The sequence below is a fragment of the Chitinophaga sp. genome (genome assembly GCF_039596455.1).
Lineage (GTDB): Bacteria > Bacteroidota > Bacteroidia > Chitinophagales > Chitinophagaceae > Chitinophaga.
In genome coordinates this window covers 1,761,545-1,785,810 of sequence record NZ_JBCNJR010000001.1, presented here as the reverse complement: position 1 = coordinate 1,785,810, position 24,266 = coordinate 1,761,545, and the positions used below count along the sequence as shown (strand labels likewise).

The 24,266-nt window shown below is 53.0% G+C and carries 14 protein-coding genes; 4 read left to right on the top strand and 10 right to left on the bottom strand.

Features of this window, described 5'->3' with window-relative positions; all coding sequences use genetic code 11:
* Window positions 1-110: 110 nt before the first annotated feature.
* Both ABDW36_RS07400 and ABDW36_RS07395 read right to left on the bottom strand, forming a co-directional pair.
* Window positions 111-719: a hypothetical protein gene (locus ABDW36_RS07400; protein WP_343701242.1), complete on the bottom strand. Its 609-nt coding sequence runs from the start codon at window positions 717-719 to the stop codon at window positions 111-113.
* A gap of 318 nt (window positions 720-1,037) precedes the next feature.
* Entirely contained in the window at window positions 1,038-4,685 is a 3,648-nt protein-coding gene (locus tag ABDW36_RS07395; RefSeq protein ID WP_343701241.1) for a M60 family metallopeptidase, read from the bottom strand.
* A gap of 247 nt (window positions 4,686-4,932) precedes the next feature.
* Between ABDW36_RS07395 and ABDW36_RS07390 the strand changes: the two genes are divergently transcribed.
* Window positions 4,933-5,763 (top strand): isocitrate lyase/phosphoenolpyruvate mutase family protein, encoded by an 831-nt coding sequence (locus tag ABDW36_RS07390; RefSeq protein ID WP_343701240.1) that lies wholly within the window; start codon window positions 4,933-4,935, stop codon window positions 5,761-5,763.
* A gap of 78 nt (window positions 5,764-5,841) precedes the next feature.
* Here the strand turns inward: ABDW36_RS07390 and ABDW36_RS07385 are convergent, their stop codons facing one another.
* Window positions 5,842-8,181, bottom strand: a complete 2,340-nt coding sequence (locus ABDW36_RS07385) for a phosphoketolase family protein (RefSeq protein ID WP_343701239.1) — start codon at window positions 8,179-8,181, stop codon at window positions 5,842-5,844.
* A gap of 67 nt (window positions 8,182-8,248) precedes the next feature.
* Here ABDW36_RS07385 and ABDW36_RS07380 point away from each other — a divergent pair, with 67 nt between their 5' ends.
* A complete protein-coding gene (locus tag ABDW36_RS07380) occupies window positions 8,249-9,082 on the top strand; it encodes a universal stress protein (protein WP_343701238.1) in 834 nt (277 codons plus the stop codon).
* Between the two features lie 55 nt (window positions 9,083-9,137).
* On the opposite strand, the gene ABDW36_RS07375 is transcribed toward ABDW36_RS07380, so the two are convergent.
* From ABDW36_RS07375 to ABDW36_RS07350, 6 genes are all read right to left on the bottom strand, one after another.
* Entirely contained in the window at window positions 9,138-9,629 is a 492-nt protein-coding gene (locus ABDW36_RS07375; RefSeq protein ID WP_343701237.1) for a hypothetical protein, read from the bottom strand.
* A 169-nt stretch (window positions 9,630-9,798) separates the two neighbouring features.
* Window positions 9,799-11,232: an efflux transporter outer membrane subunit gene (locus tag ABDW36_RS07370; RefSeq protein WP_343701236.1), complete on the bottom strand. Its 1,434-nt coding sequence runs from the start codon at window positions 11,230-11,232 to the stop codon at window positions 9,799-9,801.
* Complete coding sequence (locus tag ABDW36_RS07365; protein WP_343701235.1) at window positions 11,225-14,392, bottom strand: efflux RND transporter permease subunit; 3,168 nt, start codon at window positions 14,390-14,392, stop codon at window positions 11,225-11,227. The genes ABDW36_RS07370 and ABDW36_RS07365 overlap by 8 nt, the downstream gene beginning before the upstream one ends.
* A 28-nt stretch (window positions 14,393-14,420) precedes the next feature.
* Window positions 14,421-15,503: an efflux RND transporter periplasmic adaptor subunit gene (locus ABDW36_RS07360; RefSeq protein ID WP_343701234.1), complete on the bottom strand. Its 1,083-nt coding sequence runs from the start codon at window positions 15,501-15,503 to the stop codon at window positions 14,421-14,423.
* Window positions 15,504-15,653: 150 nt separating this feature from the next.
* On the bottom strand, window positions 15,654-16,040 hold the full coding sequence (locus tag ABDW36_RS07355; RefSeq protein WP_343701233.1) for a hypothetical protein: 387 nt from the start codon (window positions 16,038-16,040) through the stop codon (window positions 15,654-15,656).
* A gap of 97 nt (window positions 16,041-16,137) precedes the next feature.
* Window positions 16,138-17,250: a sialidase family protein gene (locus tag ABDW36_RS07350; RefSeq protein ID WP_343701232.1), complete on the bottom strand. Its 1,113-nt coding sequence runs from the start codon at window positions 17,248-17,250 to the stop codon at window positions 16,138-16,140.
* A 284-nt stretch (window positions 17,251-17,534) separates the two neighbouring features.
* Here ABDW36_RS07350 and ABDW36_RS07345 point away from each other — a divergent pair, with 284 nt between their 5' ends.
* On the top strand, window positions 17,535-18,938 hold the full coding sequence (locus tag ABDW36_RS07345) for an arylsulfatase (RefSeq protein ID WP_343701231.1): 1,404 nt from the start codon (window positions 17,535-17,537) through the stop codon (window positions 18,936-18,938).
* A gap of 99 nt (window positions 18,939-19,037) precedes the next feature.
* A complete protein-coding gene (locus tag ABDW36_RS07340; RefSeq protein WP_343701230.1) occupies window positions 19,038-20,258 on the top strand; it encodes a right-handed parallel beta-helix repeat-containing protein in 1,221 nt (406 codons plus the stop codon).
* A gap of 67 nt (window positions 20,259-20,325) precedes the next feature.
* Here ABDW36_RS07340 and ABDW36_RS07335 read toward each other — a convergent pair whose 3' ends face one another.
* Window positions 20,326-24,207, bottom strand: a complete 3,882-nt coding sequence (locus ABDW36_RS07335; RefSeq protein ID WP_343701229.1) for a glycosyl hydrolase — start codon at window positions 24,205-24,207, stop codon at window positions 20,326-20,328.
* Between the last annotated feature and the right edge of the window lie 59 nt (window positions 24,208-24,266).

Sequence of the window (24,266 nt, the reverse complement as noted above, 5' to 3'; positions counted from 1 at the left end):
TTATGTATAACATATAAAAAAGTCAGAAGGGAGATGCAGAAACGGGTTAACTTATTGATATTAAAATAATTAAGAGGATTTCCCAGTAAAAACCGTGCAGTGGCCGGGCGCTATTTTTCTTTCGTTACCCCTTCATCGCCATATTTTTCAAACTTCTTTACAAATATTTTCAATCCATCTTCCGGCAACCGGATTTCCCGGACGGTGCTCTTAAGCGGCCCGTGGGCAACCGCCACTACCCTGTTTTGCTCCAGCAGAATATTATTCAGCGGAAAAGAAAGCCTGACATCTGCCCCGGCTGACTGTACCTCCAGCCGGTTCTTCGCGAAGTCGAACTTCGCGGCCTCTATTGTGCTTGCCGTAGCCATTTCCCGGCGTGGGCGAAGCTCCCACTTCAGCCATATGTTGCCGCCTGCATGGGTGCGCCCTTCCTTTAGGACGTCCTCTTTCCCCTGGAAATAATACAAGTGAATTGTGTCTTTATCAATATGACCGATGATGGCAGCATAAGGCTGCAAGCCTTCTGCATGTATTTGTTGCCCATTCCTGTAAATATAGAGTTCGCCACCTGTTGCATCTTTCCCGCGCAACACCACTTTCAGGCTGTCTTTCACATAACATTGCCGCAGCGGCGCTGACTGATTAAACATACCGCAAGAAAACAGCAGCGGCATGGCCCCTGTTATAACCCATCCGGATATATTTTTTTTGCTGATCATAACAGCCTGCAATGTATTATTTTAATTGCATTATCTATATACTACAAAAGGCCCACCAGTTTCCTGGTGAAGCCCTTCGGAATTTTTAGCAGGCAAGGCTCCTATGGCTTGTCAGAAACCTGCAATTTTGAAGCTGTTGCCGGTCACTTTTACTACTTTGTAGCCGGTTTAAAGGCCCGTTGTCCGCTATCAGGCACCGGTATTAACCGGTTTTCGGTGAAATGCACTTTTCGAAACCGGGCAGCTTCCCCGAAACGGACGTTCAACGGCAAGGGGGATGAAGCAAAGCCCCATCCCCCTTGGTATATCACATTCTCTCTACTGTTTTATCAGCTTCACTACTTCCCGTTTTTCTGCCTGCTGCACTTCTACAAAATAAATTCCGGCCTTGAGGTCTTGTCCGAACCGGAGCAACTGCCCGGAGGTGGTGTATAATTGTTTCACCAGTCTGCCGGCCACGTCCATCACCTTTACGTGAATAACTTTACTGCTTTCACTTTGCACTGTAAGCGTAAATTCATGCGCACTGGGGTTGGGATAAGCCTTGATGCTGAACTCCGCCGGCATTGTGGTGTACGGGTGCCCCGGCATGCGACTGATAGTTACGGCGGCACCGGCAGGCCCGGCATCAGGCACGGTAGACCAGGTGCCTACTTCCCGGAAATCTGCCCCCGCAAGGCAAATAATCCTTTCTGCTTCTCCTGTTTCGGACGATGTACTCAACTCCATTTGCCGGCCCAGATAGAAGAAGGTACCGGCCGGTTGTGTGGGTGTATATTTTACAAAACGGCTAAACCCTTTTGATGCCGCGTTCACAGAATCTTCATTATACCAGCATTTGATACTGAAACTACCATTGCCGCCTGCGCACCGTACCAGTATTTTCAGTTGCAGCACATCAGCGGCCGTGTAGGTGATGCTGTCTGCATTCAGCGGCAAAAGGAATTTTTGGCAGTTGCCCAGGCCATTGCCAGATATAGGCTGATTCAGCAAAGTACCGGTACTTACCAATGCGCCGTTCAGGTACAACCTGGCCATAAAGTCTACACGCCGGGTGTTATCATTCCCGTTTGCTGTACCGGCAAAAATGGTGAGCGGGCCAAAAGTGCTTTTGGGATGCTGCACCGTTATTGCCTGTGTAGCGGTGGCAGTATTACCGCTGCGGTCTGTAGCCGTCCAGGTTACAGTAGTAAGGCCCAGGGGGAACAACGCGGGGGCATTATGCGTAATGGTGGCTACGCTGCCATTGTCTGTAGCCGTGGCCTGGCCAATGCTGACCGGCATCTCCGGCGCACCGGCCTCTGTAAAGGCGGTAATAGCTGGTGGAGCGGTCACAAGGGGGGCAATGGTATCTTTTACTACAACCACAGTTACAGAATCTGACCATGTGCTGAGCTGCGCACTGTCTGTTACCCTGGCGCGCAAGCCATACGTACCGGGTGCGGCATCTGCCCAATTCCATTCATATGGTGCAGTGGTCACCACAGCTTTTTGCTGGCCGTTCATGTAGAACGTTACACTGTCTACCTGCCGGTCATCTCCCGCATCTGCTTTTACAGAAAGCGGCTGATGCTCTGTTAATGTATCTCCGTTAGCGGGTTGGATGAGGGTGATGCCCGGATAGTTGTCTACCAGCAACACCGGCCTCAATATGGCTTCTGCGGCCTCCCTGGAGTGGAAAGTGGCATCATTGGTCTGGCCAGACACGGAGGAAACAATGGCCAGGGTAAGCGTTTTGTCTCCGGCCGCTTCTTCGGCCACCTGCGCGCTGATGTCCCATTCCGCCACGCCACTGCGTTTGCCGGGCAAACTGGCCAGCAGTGTGGTGGTGGCGGGCTTGTTATTCCAGTTGATGCCGGTTTCCGTCCAGCTGTCATTATCACACTTCCAGACCTGCCACTGCGTACCTGTTACGCTGGACCCTGCACCGATAATAGACAAACGAAGTTTGGTAATGCCCGGGTTGGTGAGGCCGCTCAAGTCAAACTTCAGGTAAGATATCCTGCTGTAGCCGTTATTGCCGTCTTTTTTCACCACTATGGAGGTGGCATTGCCAAAATTGGTGCCAGCGCTGCCGCCATCCCGCACATAAGCATCCGCAACAGGAAAGGCGCCGCCTATTACTATGCCCACGCCGGTAGAGCTGGCCGTATCCCCATTCTGATAAAGGGCGCGGGCGGTCAGCGTATGTACGCCCGGCGCGGCGTTCTGCCAGGAGAAGGAATAAGGCGCAGCGGCCGCTTCACCTATCTTGACACTGTCTGCATAAAACTCCACCTTGCTGACAGCGCTTCCGCCTCCGCCGGTGCTGGCCGTAATATTAACGGCCGTGCCTGCGGCAAATGCGGTGTTTTCTACGGGCGCAGTAACAGAGATCGCTTCCATGGTAACGTTCACCGCTGCGGAGGTTACCGTGGTACCGTTTTGCGCGGTAACCCTGGCCATGACGGCATAGGCACCTGGCTGTACGCCCGTCCACTGGAAGGTATAAGGGGCGGAGGTATCTTCACCCAGTTTGTTGCTGCCTTCAAAAAATTCCACCTTCGTTACAGCGCGGGGGCCAAACGCGGTAGCGGTGAGCGGAATGTCTGAACCGGCAGCAAATACAGCACCATTAGCGGGAGAGGTAATGGTGGCTACCAGGTCTTCCCGCAGGGTGGAGGGTTCAATAGCCGGCGATGGGTAGCCCAGCGCATCAATTTCATCGTAAACAGACTGGTTCACGTTGAGGCCCCAATTACGGAAAAACTGCCCCAGATTTTCCCCGCTGATCTGGCAGGCGTAGAGCATGAACAAACGCATTTCAGCTGCATCCCCGCTGGGGGCGGGCGCTTCTTCCCTTACACGTTTATGCAGGGTATGATAAAATGCATCACCATAAGCCAGCCACAACTGGTGGAACATACCCAGCCGCGTAAACAGCGACACGCTGGAGGCATTGAAATTTTTAGAGGCCTGCGGCAGGGCCAGGTAGTTCATCACCGTGTTCCAGTCACCCGTGCTCATGCCTTGCTGGCCAGGATGAATGGCCCGTTTGGCCGCCAGGGAATAGATGTTCACACACACCTCAATGCAGGTAGACCAAGTCCAGGCCCAATGCTGATGATGGTGGCCTATTTCGTGAAACACGCCCCAGCCTCCGCTGTCAAGAATATAGGAGGGAGACAATATCCAGTTAATGCTGCCGGTAGGGATGCGTACCCTGCCCAGGGAAGTGGCATCCGGGTTACCGCTCGCCTTTTCCAGCAGCATCAGTTTGTTTTTTACAATGGGCGCATGCAGCGGGGAACTGTTGTCCAGCCCGCTGATATCACCTTCTGCCTGCATCACCCTGTCCATAAGCGTGAGCAGGGTGTCCTGGTTCTCGTTCCGGAAAGCGTCTGCCTTGATGCGGGACACTACAATAAAGACCCTGTCAGACACCAGGGTAGCATTGGGCGAAAGGCTGTCGGCATCCAGCATATCCAGCCACTGCTGGTGTGTGGTGGAGCCTAATATATAGAGCGGCATTTGCTGGTAACCGCCCTGGAAAGTGACCCTTACCTTATTATTATCGGAGGGCGTGGCGGATGAATACTGCAAGTAAAGGTCTCCGCCATTTACATTGGTGATGGTGTTCACACCCGCCACCAGGTCATAGGTAGCTACTGTCTGCCGGTCATAGGTACCCATGATCAGTTTGGGCAGGCCGGTGCCGCTCAGTTGCTCCACATATACGGTCAGCGCTGTATTGGCCGTAGCTCTCAGGCCCACCGGCTCAAAATCGGCCACTTGCAGCGAGGTCTTAATCCGGCCGGTCTCCGTGGCAATATTGGGTATTTGCGTCAGTTCCCAAACGTTGCGGGCTATCATGTTGAAGTAACCGGAGGGAGGCGCGGCGGCCAGTGCGGGTAACGTGGCGAGCAGCCATAGCAGGATGGCACAAAGCCCCCTGCATACAGGTTTCAAGGTAGCATTCAATAACATAGAATAGGTTTTGGTTGAAAAACAGTTTTTATCATCCTAAAACTACTGCACCACGCTATTGCAAATGCCGGTCAAAATGTGCTGAATTACCGGTGAAATGTATCACTGGCATGCTAGAGGTTTTTATATGCAGATATTAACGACTTGTATTTCAATCAATTGAACATTCGGCAGGAATACGCCGTGTTTCTTTCCAGCGGAAACAATTTGTTTTTTCTGCCCCGTACTGATTCAGTAACTTTCTGTCATGGAAACACCTGCATACCAACGCGCCGTTGCTTTCAGGGCGCTCCATGAGCGGCCCGGTATTTTTGTAGCTCCCAACCCCTGGGATGCCGGCTCCGCCAAAATATTAGCAAGTCTTGGTTTTGAAGCCCTGGCCACCACCAGCGCCGGCCTCGCTTTTTCACTCGGCAAGCCAGACGGGCAGGGCGCCATTACACGGGAAGAAACGCTGAAAAACGTACAGGACATTATTGCCGCCACCGCCCTGCCGGTTTCCGCGGACCTGGAGAACGGGTATGGAGACAAGCCGGAGAGCTGTGCGGAAACGATTGTACAAGCGGGTATGGCAGGGCTTGCTGGTGGTTCTATTGAAGATGCCACCGGTCGGCCGGATGATCCTATCTACCCCTTTGAACTGGCGGTGGAGAGGGTACGCGCCGCTGCGCTTGCTGCCCACAGTCTGCCACAGCCGTTTACCTTTACCGCACGCGCAGAAAACCTTATCTATGGGCGGCCAGACCTGCAAGACACCATCCGCCGCCTGGCTGCCTATGCAGAAGCGGGCGCTGATGTGTTATTTGCCCCTGGCCTGAAAACCCGTGAAGAAATAGCAGCTGTGGTAAAGGCCGTAGCGCCCAAACCGGTGAATGTGGTGATGGGACTGGGGCCTGGTGTTTTCACACTGGAGGAGCTGGCAGCGCTTGGCGTCAAGCGCGTAAGCCTTGGCTCGTCCCTGGTGCGGGCTGCCTACAGCGGTTTCCTGCATGCGGCGGAAGAGATCAGGAACAAGGGAACATTCGGTTTTGCGGCTAACAATATTGCTTATGCGAAGTTTAATGAGCTGCTGCAATAGATAGTGCATCCACTGCCAGTACTTTGCCGATGGCGTCAATATGCGGTATGCTCACGAAAGTACCACCGTACGCGGAGTTCAAACCGCCTCCCACCGCCATTCCCTGACCTCCGGCATATCTTCCATGTGCTCCCTGATATATTGATAATGCTCCTGCAATTTCTGCTCAAACAAACGCACGGCGGTATGTTCCGGGCCGTAGCCGCGTCTGCGGATGGCTTCCATGGCCAGGTGGTAGCGGCTGATCTCATTCAGCACCACCATGTCAAAAGGTGTAGTGGTAGTGCCTTCTTCCATAAAGCCCCTTACATGGAAGCGTTCAGGTTCGGAGCGGCCATGTATCAGGTCATGAATGATGCGCACATAACCATGAAAAGCAAAAATAACCGGCGCTGCGGACGTGAACAGGTCATTGAACGGCGTATTCTCCATTCCGTGAGGGTGCTGCTCCGGAGGCGAGAGGGACATCAGGTCCACCACATTCACTACCCGCACTTTCAGCTGGGGGACATGTTTCCGCAACAGCCAGGCAGCGGCCACTACTTCCAGCGTAGGAACATCTCCGCAACCCGCCAGTACTACGTCTGGCTCACCGTCTGTATTACCGGCCCAATGCCATTGAGAGGCGCCGGCGTCGCAATGTACCCGTGCTTCTTCCATATCAAGCCACTGCAGTTGGGGTTGTTTGCCGGCCACCACCAGGTTAATATAGTCCCTGCTGGCCAGGCAGTGCTCCATTATGTTCAGCAGGCAATTGGCATCAGGGGGGAAGTAAATGCGGATCACCTCGCTTTTTTTGTTGACAACGGTGTCTATAAAGCCCGGCCCCTGGTGGCTGTAGCCGTTATGGTCCTGCCGCCAGGTGTGTGAAGTAAGCAGGTAGTTAAAAGATGCAAGGGGCTTTCGCCAGCCTGTTTCCATGCTGTTCTTCAGCCATTTCGCGTATTGATTGAACATGGAATCTATGATCACCACAAAAGCTTCATAACAGGCAAACAGCCCGTGCCTGCCGGTTAACAGGTACCCTTCCATCCAGCCCTGGCAGAGGTGCTCGCTCAGTACCTCCATTACTCTTCCTTGGTGAGACAAATGCTCGTCCTCCGGCCGTATACGCCCGGTGTAAGCGCGACCGGTAGCTTCAAAAACTGCTTCCATCCGGTTGGATTCCATTTCGTCAGGGCAAAACATCCTGAAATTTTCCGTATCACTGTTCAGCCGGAACACGTCCCTGACGTACTTCTCAAGCTGCCGGGTATTTTCCGCCACCTCCCTGCCGGGCTGGGGCACGCTCAGGGCGTAGTTGTGCGCCCCCGGCAAGCGAAGCTCCTTCCATAAGTCCCCTCCGTTGGCGTGCCGGTTGTTTCCCATTCTTTTGCTACGGGCGGGAACAAGTGCATATAACTCCGGCAGCAGGGTACCATTGCGGTCAAACAATGTTTCAGGCTGATAGCTGCGCAGCCATTCCTCCAAAACCTGCAACTGTTCCGGGTCTTCCTTTACGCGCATCAAGGGTACCTGGTGAGCGTGAAACGTACCTTCTATTTGTGTATCCTTCCATTTTTCCGGCCCCGTCCATCCTTTGGGCGTATCCAATACAATCAGCGGCCAGCGCAGATGAAGATACTCCTCTCCATTGCGGGCGGCCGCCTGTATATTCCTGATGGCAGCATACGCGCCGTCAAAAGCTTCCGCCAGCGGCGTGTGAATAGTTAAGGGATCATCACCTTCCACAAAATGAACAGCATAACCGTAACCTTCGAGTAGCGCTGCAAGATCCTTTTTATTCAACCTCGCAGGTACAGTGGCGCTGGATATCTTATAGCCATTGAGGTGAAGAACAGGTAATACCGCACCATCTTTCTTTGGGTTAAGAAAGCGGGTATATTTCCAGCTGCCTTCCAGCGGCGCTGTCTCCGCCTCTCCATCTCCTACCACACACACGGCCAGCAGGTGGGGGTTGTCAAATACAGCGCCGGCAGCATGCATCAGGCAGTAGCCCAGCTCTCCACCTTCATGAATAGCGCCGGGTGTTGCGGCGTTTACGTGCGTGGGTATGCCGCCTGGTGCGGAAAACTGCCTGCACAGCAGGGCCATTCCTTTTTCATCTGCCGTAAACGACGGATACATATCACCGTATGTACCTTCCAGGTATACGTTAGCCAGAACCGCCGGCGCACCGTGTCCCGGCCCTGCAATAAACAGCACATCTGCGCCGGTATTGCTGATCAGCCGGTTCAGGTGCGCATAAACGAGGTTCAGACCGGGGCAGGTCCCCCAATGCCCCATCAGGCGGGGCCTGATATGCTCCGGCCGCAAAGGCTCCCGCAGCAGCGGATTGGCCCTGAGATAGATCTGAGCGGCGGCAAGATAGTTGGCCGCCTGCCAGTAGCGGTGCAGTAATGATAACGGTTGTTCCATCCGCCCTTTTCCTCTCAAAATCCAGACCTGCAAACAGGCTGGCACAATTTTTCCGCGTTCTTTTCTGATGAAATCACTGCTGATACTCACAGACTTTTCAGAAGCTGCCTTCCGCGCTGCGGAATATGCCTGCGGCATTGCAGCCTCACTACAGGTAAGGCGGCTCATCCTCTATCATGCTTACCAGACCATTGTAGGAGGTACGGAAATACCTGTTGTGCAAGACAGCCAGGAAGTCTACATCGAAAGCATGCAATCCCTGGGGTTGCTGCATGACAGGCTGAAGGCCCTGGCAGGCACCTCCTTGGAAATTGAGCTGGTAGCGGAGGAAGCTGTTTTGGGAGAGAGGCTCAACGAACGATACCGGCAGGAGGAAATAGTAGCTGTGGTGATGGGTGTTTCCGGTAAATCCAACCTCGAGAAACTGCTGGTAGGCAGCATGACGGCGCAAATACTGAAGAGCAGCGAAATGCCGGTGCTGGTTGTACCGCAAAACGCGCTGGTAGGGCGGCCGATGAAAACAGTTGTTTTTGCAACAGACCTGGAAGAAGTTACCCAGGTGTCTCTCAGCCGCCTATATGCTTTCCTGGACGCGTTCGGCGCCCGCCTATACGTTGTGAACGTAATGCCCGAAACCCAGGAGAAATATGACCCCGAAACCTTTGAAGCCATTACAGACCTGCACCGGCTGCTGGAAAAATACGAGCCCACCTTCGGTTACATCAGCAGGAACGATGTAGTAGAGGGCATACTCACATTTTCTGATGAGCGCCAGGCTTCACTGATCATGGCTGTTCCCAAAAAACACGGCGGCTTCTCTGCCTTATTCCACAAGAGCATTTCAAAAAAGCTGGCTTACAATTCATCTGTTCCATTACTGTTGCTGCCGGCGGTGGAATAATGGGAATTTTTCTACAGGTTGTGGAGAACAGGGTACATTCAACCCCTTGCCAGTCTTATTTAACCTTCACTAACTGCTGCCGCTGTTCTTCGTTTAGATCACGGATGTCTATGATCTCCAGTGCTACACCCTGCGGCCGAAGAGGCCGGTAAATGTTCTTGGCAGAATTGCCCACCGTCCACATACCACCTGTAAGCGGATCTACTATCAACATGCCCAAAGCGCCGCCAATAAAGATGTTGCCAAAATACCAGCCGCTGATCTTGAAATCAACCGGCACGGTTTGGTCTGCATACCCCGGTTTGCTGAACGTGATCACGTAACGCGCAGGCGAGAAATAACCAGCTCCGGATTTCAGGCGTACCTGCGCAGGCGTTTGACCGGAGAAAACCTCCTTTCCCTTTTTATCTGTTACGGTTACCTTGGCGTCTTCAGGTTTGGTATTGAGAACAAAGGTGTGTTTGGTGCCGGAAAAAATAGTAGCGCAGGAAGAAAGGCTCAATGCCGCAATGGCAGTGACAGCATAGGTTGCAAATGCTCTTTTCATGGTAAGGGATATTTACTCCCAAGATAGTGAATCTGGGTAATTTCATACAGGCATCTTCCTGCTTCTTATCAAGATGTCACATAGCGTATATGATCTGCAAAATAAACCGGCGGAAAGGAGCTCCCTTCCGCCGGCTGCCTCACGGGCATGCTCATTCAGCTGCGGTGAGTTAATTCCATCCTCCTCCCAGCGCCCGGTAGATCTGCACCATGGCGCCCATTTGTTCCTTCTGCGTTTCAATCAGCTCAAATTTCGATTCCAGCGCATCACGCTGGGTCATCAGCACCTCCATATAATCTGCACGGGCTGATCTGAACAGGTCGTTCGAAATAGTGATGGATTGCGTCAGCGCTGCTACCTGTTGCGCTTTCAGGTCATAACGCTTTGCCAGGTTGCCGATCTTTGACAATTGGTTGGCCACTTCCACATACGCGTTCAGAACGGTGCGCTCATAGTTGTAAACCGCCTGCATCTGCTTTGCGTTGGCATTGCTGTAAGCCGCCTTGATGGCATTCCTGTTGATCAGCGGCGCTACCAGGTCTCCGGTTAGCGAATACAACAGGGATTCAGGTGTTTTTATGAGGTATGCCGGGTTAAACGCACGGTAACCAATAGAAGCGGAAATACCCAGTGACGGGTAAAACCGGGCCCTGGCCACTTGCACGTCCAGCCTGGCCGCAGCCAGCTCCAGCTCCGCCCGCTTTATATCAGGACGGTTAGCCAGCAGCTGGGAAGGAAGACCGGCATGAATGGCGCCGGGCATGTTGCTCCCGAACTGCCCGCCTTTTCTGGGAACAGGCGCGGGGTAGCGGCCTGCCAGGAAGTTAATACGGTTTTCGGTTTCCGTTATCTTCTGCAAAATATCATACTGAAGGCTTCTGGTATGCAACACCTCCGCTTCAAACTTGCGTACTGCCAATTCTGTAACGCGGGTAGCATCTTTCTGCAGTTTCACTATCTCCAGCGCGTTGTTCTGTATCTCTATATTTTGTTTTACAATGTTCAGCTGATTGTCAAGCGCCAGTAATTCATAATAGGAATTGGCGATTTCGGCAATGAGGTTGGTCATCAAAAAATTCCTGCCCTCAATGCTAGACAGGTATCGGGTTACCGCCGCCTTCCGGGCGTTCCGCAACTTATGCCACACATCCACCTCCCAGGTAGCGTAGGCCCCGATCATGTAGTCTGCCAGCGGCTCCGGCATTTCCTTTCCAGGCTTGATGTCTGTATTGGCGTCATTGGCGCCCTGGCTGGTATACCGGCCTACCTTTTCCACACCCGCACCGCCTTTCAAACCAACAAAAGGCAGATATTCTCCTTTGCTGGCCCTGGCCTCGTTGCGGGCCATTTCAATTTCCTGCAGGGCAATGTTCAGCTCCTGGTTGTGCTCTAAAGCGGTATCTATGATGGCTGCCAGGTAGGGGTCGGCAAAAAACTCCTTCCACCGTACATGCGCCGCGTTCAGGCTATCCGCGGAACTGCCGTACTGCGCCGGCACCGCTTTGTTTTCCGCCCTTCCCACCAGCGTGGGTATTTTGCAGGCTGCATAGGTCATGCAGATGCAGCCAATGATGATGTACCTGTATAAATTGCTTTTAAACATTATGATCGATTTCTTCTGTTAATGGATTCTCATCTTCGTCCCTGATCAGCTTCCGCCTGGATGCCAGGCCACCGAATATGTAGTACAGCCCGGGAATCACTATCACACCGCAAACCGTACCTATCAGCATGCCTCCGGCTGAAGCCGCGCCAATAGTACGGTTGCCGATAGCGCCCGGTCCGGTGGCAAATACCAGCGGAACGAGGCCGGCAATAAAGGCCAGGGACGTCATGAGTATGGGGCGAAAGCGCACCCTGGCGCCTTCTACGGCTGCTTCAAATAAAGACTTGCCGGCGCGGTGCTGCTGCACGGCAAATTCCACGATCAACACGGCATTCTTACCCAGCAAACCAACCAGCATTACCAATCCCACCTGGGCATAAATATCATTGGCCAGCCCCATCACTTTCACCAGCAGGAATGATCCGAACACGCCCGCCGGCAAGGATAGCAACACCGCCAGCGGCAGCCAGAAGCTTTCATATTGCGCAGCGAGTATCAGGTACACAAATGCCAGTACCACCAGGAAGATGTACAGCGCTTCGTTGCCACGCTCCGTCTCGTCTTTGGAAAGTCCCTCCCAGTCTATGTCATAGCCACGGGGCAAGGTTTGGGCCGCTACTTCCTGGATAACCCTGGTGGCCTCTCCGCTGCTGTAACCCGGTGCGGGCTCGCCCCTGATGGCTGATGAGGTGTACATGTTGTAACGGGTGATCTCGTTCAGGCCGTGTGACTTTTTAATGCTCATAAATGCCGAATAGGGCACCATTTCATCCCGGTCATTCTTCACATAAAGTTTCATCAGGTCATCCGGCAGCCGCCGGTATTCCGGGGAGGCCTGCACGTATACCTTGAGAGAAGTGCCGAACCGTACAAAGCCCAGCTCGTAGGTGCTGCCTATCAGGATAGACAGGTTATCCATGGCCTTGCCGATGGAAACGCCTTTCTGCATAGCTGCCTTGTTGTCTATCTCCAGCTCGTACTGCGGATAGTTGGCACTGAAGAAGGTGAACAGGCCGGTAAGCTCCTTGCGTTTTTCCAGCGCTGCCATAAACTGGTCATTCACTTTTTCCAGTTCCCGGTAATCGTCATTATTGGTTTTATCTAGCAGGCGTAAGGCAAAACCACCCGCCGCGCCATAGCCGGGCACCGCCGGCGGGCCGAAAAATTCTATGGTGGCGCCGGGAATTTCATGCGCTTTTTCTTCCAGCTCCCGGATGATCTCGTTGACAGAATGTTTCCGCTCAGACCAGTCTTTCAGGTTGATAAGACAGGTACCGGCGTTGGAGCCGCGCCCTTCTGTCAACACTTCATAACCCGCCAGCGCCGAAACAGACCGGATGCCTTCCACATGTTCCGCAATTTCCTGCAGCTTCCGCGCCAGGTCATTGGTACGCTCCAGCGTAGAGCCCGGCGGGGTCTGGATGATGGCATAGATCATACCCTGGTCTTCATTGGGTATAAAACCGGAAGGCAGGTCTTTGAATATGCCCGCAATGCCGGCACAGAACGCCAGCAGTATGCCAAACGTAACCACTCTCCTGTTCACGATCATTCTCAGCAGGCGCTCGTATTTGCCGGTCAGTTTCCCGAATACGTTATTAAAGCCGTCCATAAACCGGTCTACCGGAGATTTCTTTTTCGGCTTCCCATGCGGGTTTTTCAGGATCATGGCGCAAAGCACCGGCGTGAGCGTAAGCGCTACAAGGCCGGACAGTATAATGGCAGTGGCCATGGTAATGGAGAACTGCCGGTAGAAGATGCCCACTGGGCCAGACATGAAGGCCACCGGAATGAACACCGCGGCCATCACAAAGGTGATAGCCACAATAGCGCCGGCTATTTCATGTATTACCTTATAGGTAGCCTGGTACGGGGAAAGATGCTCTTCTTCCATTTTGGCATGCACGGCCTCTATCACCACAATGGCGTTATCTACCACAATACCGATGGCAAGCACCAGCGCAAAGAGGGTGATGAGATTGATGGTAAGGCCGAACAACTGCATGAAAAAGAACGCGCCTACCAGTGAAACCGGCACCGCCAGCGTTGGGATAAGCGTAGAGCGCCAGTCTCCCAGGAAGAGGAATACCACAATGGCCACCAACACAAAAGCCTCTCCCAATGTATGCAGCACCTTGTCAATAGAGGCGTTCAGGAAGCTGGACACGTCATAGCTGATCTCGTAATCCATGCCCGGTGGAAAAGAGCTGCCTTTGATCTCTTCCAGCTTGGCCTTGATGCTTTTGATCACTTCGCTGGCATTGCTGCCGTAGGTTTGTTTCAGCACAATGGCCGCGGAGGGATGGTTGTTGAGGTTGGAATAGATGTCGTAAAACTCGCTCCCAAATTCTACGTCTGCTATGTCTTTCAGGTAAAGTATCTCTCCATCTGAATTAGCGCGGATGATCACGTCTTTGTACTGTTCCGGTTTGTTATACCTGCCCTGGTACGTCAATACGTATTCCAGCGCTTCAGAGCGTTTGCCGTCACTTCTGCCCAGCCTGCCCGGCGAGCCTATAATGCTCTGGTTGCTGAGGGCCTCCATCACTTCATCTGTTGAAACGTTGTAGGCCCTCATCCTGTCTGGCTTCAGCCAGATGCGCATGGCGTATTGCCTGCTGCCCAGGATCTGTGCGCTGCCTATTCCTTTCACCCGCCTCAGCTCCTGCAGTATGTTGATGTTGGCATAGTTGTAGAGGAAATTTTCATCCGCTTTCGCGTCTGTACTGTATACATTCACGTACATCAGCATGTTGGGCTGCAGGATATTTACCACAATGCCCTCCCGCTGCACCAGTGGCGGGAGCCTGCTGGTTACCTGTTCAATGCGGTTCTTTACGTTCACCACCGCCTGGTTAGGGTCTGTACCCAGGTCGAAAACCACCTGAATGTTGGCTTCCCCCGCGCTGGTAGCGTCAGACGTCATGTACTTCATGCCCGGAACACCGTTCACCGCCTTTTCCATGGGAATGAGAACGGACTGTACCAGCACGTCTGCGCTGGCGCCGGGGTACGCCACACTAACAATTACCCTGGGTGGCGCAATGGAAGGGAACTGGGAGGTAGGCAGCGTATTGATGGCCAGTACCCCCAGGAAAATAATGAAAAGGGAGATCACAATAGCGAACACCGGCCTTTTCATGAATATATTAAACATGTTGTTGTCTTTTTTTTGAGTCCTTACATTATTCCGACGGCAGCATCAGCTGGGAAATGATCTGCCTGGGCGCTTCGTAGTCAAAAGATATCTTGTCGTTATTCTTCACTTTTCGCAGCCCCTCCAGCAATATCTTCTCGTTTTCAGCCAGCCCTTCCTTCACCACATACAGGTCTGGCACTTCCGCGCCAATGGTGATGGGCCGCAGCTGCACTACGTTGTCTTTACCTACTACATACACGTATTTTTTGTCTAGGATCTCCAGGGTGGCTTTTTGCGGTATGATGATGGCGTCTTTGAGCGGCTCGCGGATCAGGATGGAACCTGTTTCCCCATGCCGCAACAATCCTTCCTGATTAGGGAAAGTGGCCCTGAAAGCAATGTTGCCTGTTTCGTGGTTAAACTCGCCTTCAATAGTTTCTACCACGCCGGGGTGACTGAATTCCTGTTTGTTGGCCATTAGCAGGTTTACTTTCAGTTTTTCTTTAGGTTTAATATTCCCGGCATAATCCAGGTATTCCGGTTCCGATACGTTGAAATACACCCACATGCGGCTGTTGTCTGACAGGCTGGTAAGCAGGTCACCCTCTTCCACCAGGCTGCCCAGCTTCAGGTGAAGATGGTCAATAATACCGTCAAAGGGCGCCCTGATTTCGGTGAAGGCCAGGTGTACCTGCGCCAGCGCCAGTTCCGCCTGGGCTTTTTTAAGTTTGGCATTGGCCAGTGCCAGTTCGTTTTTGGACACAACGTTCCTTTCTGCCAGTGACCGTGTGTTCTGTACTTCTATTTCAGCGGCCTGCGCTTCTGCTTCCGCCTTCAGTAATTCAGCCTCATACAGTTTGGGCATGATCTTGAACAGCAGCTGCCCTGCTTTTACAAACTGCCCTTCATCTACAAAAACGTTCTGCAGGTACCCTTTCTCCTGTGCCCTTATTTCGATATTGCGGATGGAACGTATCTGGCACACATATTCTTTGGTGATGGTGGTATCCATTTTCAAGGCACTGGTCACAAGCAGTTTTGCTGACTCTTCCCTGGTTTCTTCTTTGGATTTGCAGCCTGTATGACACAACAAGGCGCACAAGCCCATTAGCACGAGAATTTGCTTCATAAATAATATATGTTCTTAATGCTTTTTTCGGTTATTTATTTGAGACGGGGTATAACACAGCCACCCATCATAGCCGGTGCCATGCGGGAAGCGTATAAGATAACGGCCAGGAAGACCAGATGAAGCCTGTTCCTGACGTAAACCGTCAGATCAGATCCTGATGACGCGGTGAACAATAAATTTGTGAGAAGAAGAGGAAAAAGAATGTGCGAAGAGCGGTAACTGGCGGTTCAGGTCGCGGGGGGCGCATTGATGGGCCAGCATGCTACGTAAAGTAATATAGGGGTTGTGGACTTCGGGGTGTTTCCGGGAAGAGCCAGGCTCATCGTCTTCCTGTATTTCCACTGCTTTTATTTTCTCGCTTGCTCTTCTTGCGCCCGGCAAACCATCCGGGCAAAGTTGAAAGTCGTCAAAAAAAGCATATACTACATGCGTCCGTTTGGGCGCATGATCTATGGAGTGCTGAAAAGCATGAGCATGGCCCCCTGGCGAGAACACATATAACGATAAAATAAATCCAATTAGCAGCCGTATCATCTGGCTTCGATATTATTAGACAGGCTGTAAAATTAATAGCAAAGCAACCAAACTACAAACTATTTTTTTAAAGTTTGGGTTAAATATGGCTGTCTGATTATTCCCCGTTTCGCAGTATCCATTTTAAACTGAAGCGTGCGAGGCTGACAACGTCCGGCATATGCCTGCTTCCACCGTGGCCGTATAAACATACAATGGTACCGTCAGGAAGCACCGCCAGGTCTGAATACGTGGCGCTACCTTGCTGGAGCAGTTTGCTCACGGGCCATGTGGCGCCTTCGTTCCTGCTAAGCCTGATAGTAAGGTCCCGCCTCTTTTTAGGGTCTGCGGGCTGCGAAACAAGAATAATGTTAGGCTTAAGTGAATAACGGGTCAGCCCGATGTCACAAACGGCTCCGGCAAGGCCTTCGTCATACTCGATGGGGGCAGACCAACTGGCGCCCCTGTTTCTGCTGATCACCTTTGCCTGGAATGAACCGTTTTCCGGGGAATGTGTACGCCCCAGCAGCAAAATGTCTCCATTAGCTTTTTCCACTATCTGTGACTCGTTAAATTCTCCTACCGGAGCATCTCCGCCGCTCTTCCAGGTTTTACCATGATCATCACTGTAGATGCAATTCACCCCGTATTTGCGGTCGGCCGCTGCAAAAGAAACAGATTTCCGGTGCCACACCGGAACGATCAGCCGCTTGTTCTTTAACTGAATGCCGTGTCCCGGGCCGGGCAAATGAAACGTCCATCCCTGCTGGCTCCCGGCAAAAAGGTGCGTAACCTCTTTGGCATCTTGCCAGGTGAGCCCATCGTCTGTACTGGTCATATAGAACACCTGGCTGCTGTCGTTTTTTTGATTCAGGGCATAGAAGAGGAACAGCTCCCCCGTCTTTTTATCCTGCACAATGGTGGGGTTGGCCCAGGACTGGCCATGCATGCTGTTTACCAGTACCCGGGATGCGGAAAAAGTATTGCCCCCGTCCGTACTACGTTTCATTACAATATGGTGCGCTCCGTCATCCTTGCCATCTTTGATTCGCGCTTCAGCAAAGGCCAGTATAGTACCTTGTGTGGTAACCACCAGCCCATAAACAAAATGAGCAAAAATCCCCTCTTCATTGGCCCTCCACAATTCTGTTTTCCCGGGCGGGTCCTGGCCCTTTGCCAGCAGCGTACAGCATAGCAACACAAGCATTACGGCATTTTTCATTCCTGGCATTCGGGATTCGGTTTGAGAATGGGGAGAGTGTGCGATTTTGTTATTCTGGGCCCGTGCAGCGTGCAATTGGCCCAGCAATGTCCTGCGTGGCCGGAAATTTCATTGGATGCTTCTTTCATCTTTCCGATTATTTTGCTATTATGTACTATAAATATAGAAAGCTTCATGATCGAAACAAGCTCGCTGCGGCGGCATGGCATAAATAATCCGGAGGACTTTTCTATTTTGTTTATTGTTTCCGGAATGTATCCGGAGTAAAACCACATAACTATCAACACTTTTATATGACCACCAGAATGCTCGTTACCGGCCTTTGCCTGTTCCTGTTCGCGCAGGCTGCGCAAGCCCAGCAAAAGCAGGCACGGCCCAACATCATTTTCATCATAGCAGATGACCTGGGCTATGGCAACCTCACAGCCTACAACCCGCAGCACAAGGTACCAACCCCTAACATAGACCGGCTGGCAAAAGAAGGCATAAAGTTCACGCGTTTCTACTCCGGAAGCACTGTTTGCGCTCCCAGCCGCTGCGCATTGATGACCGGCAAACACATGGGGCACGCCTACATCAGGGGCAACAGCCGGGCTCCGCTACGCCTGCAAGACACTACCATGGCCTCCCGCCTGCATAACAACGGGTATGCGACCGGCATGTTCGGCAAATGGGGGCTGGGAGAAGAGAATACCACAGGCGCGCCTGAAAACCATGGTTTTGACGCTTTCTACGGCTATCTCAACCAGACTCACGCACATCATTATTACACCAACCGCCTGTTTGAGATACAGAACGGCAAAACGGTACGCGTGGCGCTGGACTCCACGGAGTACACAGATGAACTGATTATGCAGAAAGCCCTGGCCTTCATAAAACAAAACAGGGAAAAGCCTTTCTTCCTCTACCTGCCGCTCACCATTCCTCACGCGGAGCTGCATGTGCCGCAACAATACATGCAACCCTGGCTGAATGCGGACGGCAGCAGCAAACTGCAGCCGGAAACGCCTTTCGGGACAAGCGAAGTAAAATCGTACCATCCGCAAAAGCAGCCTCACGCCGCTTTTGCAGGCATGATCACCAAGCTGGATGAAAACGTGGCCCGCGTGCTTGCGCTTGTAAAAGAGCTGGGACTGGACAACAATACCTACATCTTTTTTACCAGTGACAACGGGCCGCATAAGGAAGGCGGCGCAGACCCCGAATATTTTGACAGCAATGGCCCGCTGCGGGGCATTAAGCGGGATCTCTACGAAGGTGGCATCCGCGTGCCCCTGCTCGTGAGAGCGCCGGGGAAAGTGCCCGCCGGCATTGTCCGTGACGACGTTTGGGCTTTTTGGGACATGCTGCCTACCCTTTGCGGCATCTCCAATACACCTGTTCCCGCAGGCATTGACGGCATCAGCTTCAGCAGCGTGCTGCATGGCAAAAAGCAGCCGCAGCAGCACTCCCATCTCTACTGGCAATTCAATGAAAAACAGTACAAGGAGGCGGTGGTGCAAGGCAACTGGAAACTGGTGCGGCTGAAACCGAAAGGACAGCCGGAAATAATGGAGCTGTATGATCTCGGGAAAGACATTGGCGAAACAAACAACATCGCCCGGCAGCACCCGGCAAAGGTGAAGGAGCTCTATACACTCGCCCGGCAGTCAAAAACACCGGCGGAATTGCCCATATTCAACTGGAAGACTGACTGATGCAAGCTCCTCTATGGCGGCGCGGTGCATAGCAGGATCAGGAGCCGCGCCACTATTTAACGAACAGTTTTTTACTACTTTTAGGCAAATGCTGCCGCTATGCGCCTTCTCATTACACTCCTGCTCATTGCATGCCAATGCCCTCTATATGCTGCAGTGCTGCATACAGGCCACGGGCAACGGTACACCACTGTTGCCACGGCCGCAAAAGCAGCTATTCCCGGAGACACCATCCTGCTGCATAATGGCACTTACCCCGGAGATCAGTTACTGGACGGCCTGCGCGGAGCCCCCGGTAAATGGATATACATCATTGCAGAAAAAAAAGGGAGCGTATTGTTCAAAGGAGGAGCGGCGGCCTGGCGGGGCAGTGATCTGGCATACATCCAAATTGAGGGGATCGTATTTACCGGGCAAACAGGCAATGGTGTCAATATGGATGATGGCGGCACCTACGCCTCTCCCGCACATCATATTATATTTCAGCAATGCACTTTCCGCGATATGGCCGCCACCGGCAACAATGACCTGCTTAAACTGTCAGGCGCGGATGATGTCACCATTCAGCAATGCACCTTCCTGAACGGCTCTCCCGGCGGCAGCGGCATTGACATGGTGGGTTGTCACAACAGCCTCATCCTTCAATGCCGGTTTGAAAACATGGGCGCTAATGCGGTGCAAATGAAAGGCGGCAGCAGTCACATCCGTGTAGAAGCCTGTTTATTTAAAAACGCAGGCAGCAGGGCCATCAATCTTGGCGGCAGCACGGGCCTGGCTTTCTTCAGGCCAGCCAATGCCGCCTGGGAGGCGGCTGATCTGCAGGTTTACAGCAATGTATTTATCGGGTCGGAAGTATCGGTAGCTTTTGTAGGCTGTACGAGGTCTGAAGTGGTGAACAACACCATCTGCAACCCTGGCAGGTGGGTCATCCGCATCCTGCAGGAAAATAAGGATACGGCCCGCTTTGGAAAATGCGGCAACAATACTTTCCGCAATAATATGGTTGCAGTAGACAACCAGCTGCGCACCGCCTGCAGCATTGGGCCCGGCACGGCGCCGGAAAGTTTTACCTTCTCCAACAACCTGTGGTACCATGCCGGTAACGACCGCTGGGCCGGCCCGCAATTGCCCGCGCCTGATAAAGACGCATTGACCGGCAAAGATCCGCTGTTCAACAATATAAACAAGGAAGATTTTTCGATTGCACCCAACAGTCCTGCCGCACTGGCCGGGCTCCCGTTGTCGCAACCGGAGAAAGATCATGCCGGCCGGCAGTTCCGGCGGCAACGGGCTATTGGTGCTTTTGAAGTGAGAGAATGACCCGGAATGCCTGAATGAAAGCGCTCGGCGAATTGGTGCGCAGCATGGACACATCACTTATTGCTGACTACTGTTCTGCTGTTGGCGGGCATTGGCACTCCCACTCCCAGGCCGTAACCAAACGTACCGGTCCCAACAAACCTGCTTCCAGCAAGGGGTCGCCCGCTTTGTAATTGTTCCAGGTAGCAAGCGTGATGCGCCTGCCGGGATTTGGTTTGTTTTGCACGAACCATTCTGGCATGGCAGATATATAGTGGGAAGGCGTGAAAGAATGCTCGGCAGGCAGATGTTCATCCCCGATCTGGCGGTTGGGCCAAAGCGTGGCTACTTGTATGCTCAGGTGGTTCACTCCCGGTTTGATGGAACGGGTGATATCAAGGCGGTAAGGCTCTTTCCAGCACAAACCCGCTTCTTTTCCATTGATGCTTATGCTGGCAATAACCTCTACCCTGCCCAGGTCAAGAAATACCCGTTTGCCTTTCTGCAGTGCTGCCGGCGGAATAGTGATTTGCCTTTTATACGTTACCACGCCGGCAAAATGACGCACGCCAAAGTCTGGATGCCGGTGCAGGGACGCCAGTTGAGGCAGGCTTATGTGCTGCGGTGCGCCGCGGCCCGGCTCAAAATACAGTTGCCAGGGGCCCTCTACAGTTTGCATGGTACATTTATCCACCACATTGATTTCGTGTGTGCCTAAATGATAACTGCCGTTCTGCCATACCAGCGCTTTGATATTGTTTCCCTGCCGCCGGAGCATAAGACCATCCGGCAATTCAGGCGGGGGAAGTTTTTCGGCATACAACGCCGCTATTTTCTGCTGGCTGAGCGCCTCGCGGTACAACTTTGGCGTAGTGGCATTACCTTCAAAAACGCTGGAATGCAGTTCACCGGTAGGCTTGGTATCAAGGCCCGGCACTACTTTATTTTCACCCGCAGCGGCATGGCCAGCCAGTTGTCCGTTGACATACAATGCAGGCGCTCCCTGGTCATATACTGCCACCACGTGCGTCCAGCCGGAAACGGGCTGATTTACGGCTACTACATTTTTTGAGAAATAGGCAGGGCCTTTTGTACGTTCACAAATGCGGATCACATTCTGCCCCGCCGCAATTCCTGCGGAAACATACCCCTTGCCATAAACCGATTCTCCTTCTGCCGGAAACACTACAAAACCTTTTCCCGGCATAGCATAAGTATCCGGCTTGATCCATACTTCTATTGAAAACGTCTGCTGCACCTGCCCCCAGTAAGCCGCATCCGGCACGGCAGCAGGCAGCACAGAACACAATAGTTCTCCGTTCTTTGCAAGCGCTTCAATTCCCTTGCCGGGCAAGGGTTTCCGGAACACTACAAACCACGAGCCTGCAGGCGTAAACTCCAGCGGCAAGCGGATGCCGTTTGTAGTAGACTGGTACATGACTGCTTCTGTTATACTACCGTCTTCCGCATTCCATAGTTCCGGCAACATGCCCTTTACACGAAATTCAGCAGTAATGCGCTCGTGGCGGCGCAGCCGGTTGCTCACAAAATAAATATCCGCGCCCGCCATACGGCGGTGGGTAAAACGGATGGCCGCATCGCGGCGGGCAGCGGTATAGGTAAAGTCAGGCGGCAGTTGTACAATATCAGCCAACAGCTTGCCCCTGAACATCATTCCTTTTCCCAGCCTGCGCTCCTGTACCGTTACACCATCCAGATCACCCCACATTTCTTTGACAAGCGCAAGCAAAGCTTCTGCGTCCCCGCCAAGGCCCGGCGCGGCTTCCGGCTGTTCATTGACCGCCAGCCACATACCGGCTTCGACCAGTGTTTTCAGTCTTTGCAGCACAGGCAGCGATACCTGGCGCAATTGTATCATCACCATCACTTTATACTGCATCCCGTCCGGGAAAAAGATCTGGTTGTCACGGATCTGGATGTCCTGCATCAATGCGTCCGGCCCTATTACATCGGCGCCATATCCGGTAGGGTTGGTTGGCATCACATGGTCAATATCCGGAATGGAAGCGGCCGGTTCTTCTCCCTTAAAGAACACAAAGTCTGCTGCATAATGACCTTGCTGCAGCATGTATTGCGCACGGGTCATGTAGCCCGTCCATCCATGCATAAAGGCCGCCCATGTGCTGGTACGGTCAAAGTGGGAACCGAAGGGCCCCATACTGAAGCCGGGCATACCATACCGGTATGGCTGGTGCACCATTACAGAAAGCATCAGCTGGTTGATGCCAAGGGAATAAAAATGATCTCCCTGTACTTTAAGCGCATAGGGGTACTCCGTCCACCGTGATGTTTCCGGCAGGCCGGTGAATGCCTCTGCGCCAATTACCCGTTTACCAGCGGTGTGGCCGGCAGAAAGCGCCACACTGATACTGTTCATAGTGCCGGGCGCATATCTTGTCCAGAACTCACCCATGGGCAGGTCAAGCGCCTGTGATATCTGCAGGCTGTCAAACATGCCGTCGCCATAGGGTTCTCCCCACAACTGCCAGCCTTTGGCAACACAATGGGCCCTGAAGCCGCCGTAGTATTCCTTTGCCACCAGCGTGGCCTGCGTATGCCTGAAATCGAACAGGAAAGCATTGGTAGCCGCTGCACTTTCTACAATGCGGCCGGTTAACGCAGGCAGCCATTGGACGATGTTATAATTATTCTGTTGAAGAAAAGCCTCCGGCATCCGCTGCGTCCAGTTCTGCACACCTACCTCCCAACTGTCTATCAGGAGGCCGCGGAAAGAGGAATAGGGCTGCACCGCGTTGAACAGGTATTCATCCATATGCCGGAACCAATCGTCTACCGCCTCACTACTGAACTTGTTCAGTTCCAGCCCCACCGCAGCATCCGGTTGTGATGCGCCAAGCTGGCCCGTGGCGGTATGCCCGATGCGCAATATTGTCCAGTGGCCAGCCGGCGCTTCCCATTGCAGCATCCCATCTGGCTGCAGCAGGCGGGTAAGGTCCAACACTTTGCTCTTCTCTATGCCTCCTTCTGCGTCCGCAACAGTGGTGGCGCCTTCCGCCACATACTGGTAAAAATGGGCCTTGCCAGGCCAGTTACGCACGCCAGCATGTGCATGCCACTGCACCTCGGACAACCAGGTGCTGATATTAGTACGCAGCCGGAAATATTTTGCCCGTACGGCAGGAAAAACCGCTGCACCGGGTGCGTTCATTTTTCGCAATTGTGGCATTACAATAGTACATACCGTGGAATAATGCTGCCCGTCACCGGAGCTTTCGAGCTGGAAAGTGGGCGGGCTGTCTGGCGGGCCGTCATACACATCCGGCGGCACTTCTGGCCTGCGCCAGATGGTAACGGACTGAAAAGTACCTTCTTCTGCAAATTCAAATACCATATCACCGGTTTTCTCCAGCCGCAGGGCTGTTTCCGGGTGCTGGTCAGTACATGCGCCAGGATTTTCTTCTTTCCCGTTCAACCATAATTTCAGCAGCGGTGGAGCAGGTGGTTCAGGAAAGGCCAGAACGGCAATATCACGATAGTAGCCTAGTTTGGTGAAGGGTTGAGGAATGTGGTGCTGATTGCCGCCGGCTGTAGCCTGCACGGTACGCCACACCAGTTGCTGCATGCTTTGCTCCGGCTTTACAAATGAACCACCGGTGCCGGAAAAGCCCGCCGAATTGTGTAACATGATCTGCAACTGCAGCCGCCTGGCTTCCTGCAGGGCATATAACAACAGGCTGCGCCATTGCGGCCCTCCCATATCTACAGGCCCGCGCGGCACTGCGCCTTCCGTATTAAAGAGCAAAGCGCCGCCAAGCCCCATTTGCCGCATTGCTTCAAGATCTTTGCGGATGCCTTCTTCAGATATATGGCCATTGAGCCAGATCCAGAGCACCTGCGGGCGGTACCGGCCGGGCGGCCGCAAGAAACCGGTTTCATTCAGCGCTTCTTCGGCATTGGCACCATGGCTCAATGCCGGTAGTATAAGCATGCCCGTTGCTGTGACCAGTGTATTCTTTAGAAAATCCCTTCTTTGCATAAAGGCCATCT

What these genes read in the sequence shown, in the direction of transcription:
- ABDW36_RS07345 (WP_343701231.1), top strand. Translation starts at nt 17,535, where the DNA reads ATGACCACCAGAATGCTCGTTACCGGCCTTTGCCTGTTCCTGTTCGCG.
- ABDW36_RS07380 (WP_343701238.1), top strand. Translation starts at nt 8,249, where the DNA reads ATGAAATCACTGCTGATACTCACAGACTTTTCAGAAGCTGCCTTCCGC.
- ABDW36_RS07340 (WP_343701230.1), top strand. Translation starts at nt 19,038, where the DNA reads ATGCGCCTTCTCATTACACTCCTGCTCATTGCATGCCAATGCCCTCTA.
- ABDW36_RS07355 (WP_343701233.1), bottom strand. Translation starts at nt 16,040, where the DNA reads ATGATACGGCTGCTAATTGGATTTATTTTATCGTTATATGTGTTCTCG.
- ABDW36_RS07360 (WP_343701234.1), bottom strand. Translation starts at nt 15,503, where the DNA reads ATGAAGCAAATTCTCGTGCTAATGGGCTTGTGCGCCTTGTTGTGTCAT.
- ABDW36_RS07400 (WP_343701242.1), bottom strand. Translation starts at nt 719, where the DNA reads ATGATCAGCAAAAAAAATATATCCGGATGGGTTATAACAGGGGCCATG.
- ABDW36_RS07395 (WP_343701241.1), bottom strand. Translation starts at nt 4,685, where the DNA reads ATGTTATTGAATGCTACCTTGAAACCTGTATGCAGGGGGCTTTGTGCC.
- ABDW36_RS07335 (WP_343701229.1), bottom strand. Translation starts at nt 24,207, where the DNA reads ATGCTTATACTACCGGCATTGAGCCATGGTGCCAATGCCGAAGAAGCG.
- ABDW36_RS07350 (WP_343701232.1), bottom strand. Translation starts at nt 17,250, where the DNA reads ATGCCAGGAATGAAAAATGCCGTAATGCTTGTGTTGCTATGCTGTACG.
- ABDW36_RS07375 (WP_343701237.1), bottom strand. Translation starts at nt 9,629, where the DNA reads ATGAAAAGAGCATTTGCAACCTATGCTGTCACTGCCATTGCGGCATTG.
- ABDW36_RS07390 (WP_343701240.1), top strand. Translation starts at nt 4,933, where the DNA reads ATGGAAACACCTGCATACCAACGCGCCGTTGCTTTCAGGGCGCTCCAT.
- ABDW36_RS07365 (WP_343701235.1), bottom strand. Translation starts at nt 14,392, where the DNA reads ATGTTTAATATATTCATGAAAAGGCCGGTGTTCGCTATTGTGATCTCC.
- ABDW36_RS07370 (WP_343701236.1), bottom strand. Translation starts at nt 11,232, where the DNA reads ATGTTTAAAAGCAATTTATACAGGTACATCATCATTGGCTGCATCTGC.
- ABDW36_RS07385 (WP_343701239.1), bottom strand. Translation starts at nt 8,181, where the DNA reads ATGGAACAACCGTTATCATTACTGCACCGCTACTGGCAGGCGGCCAAC.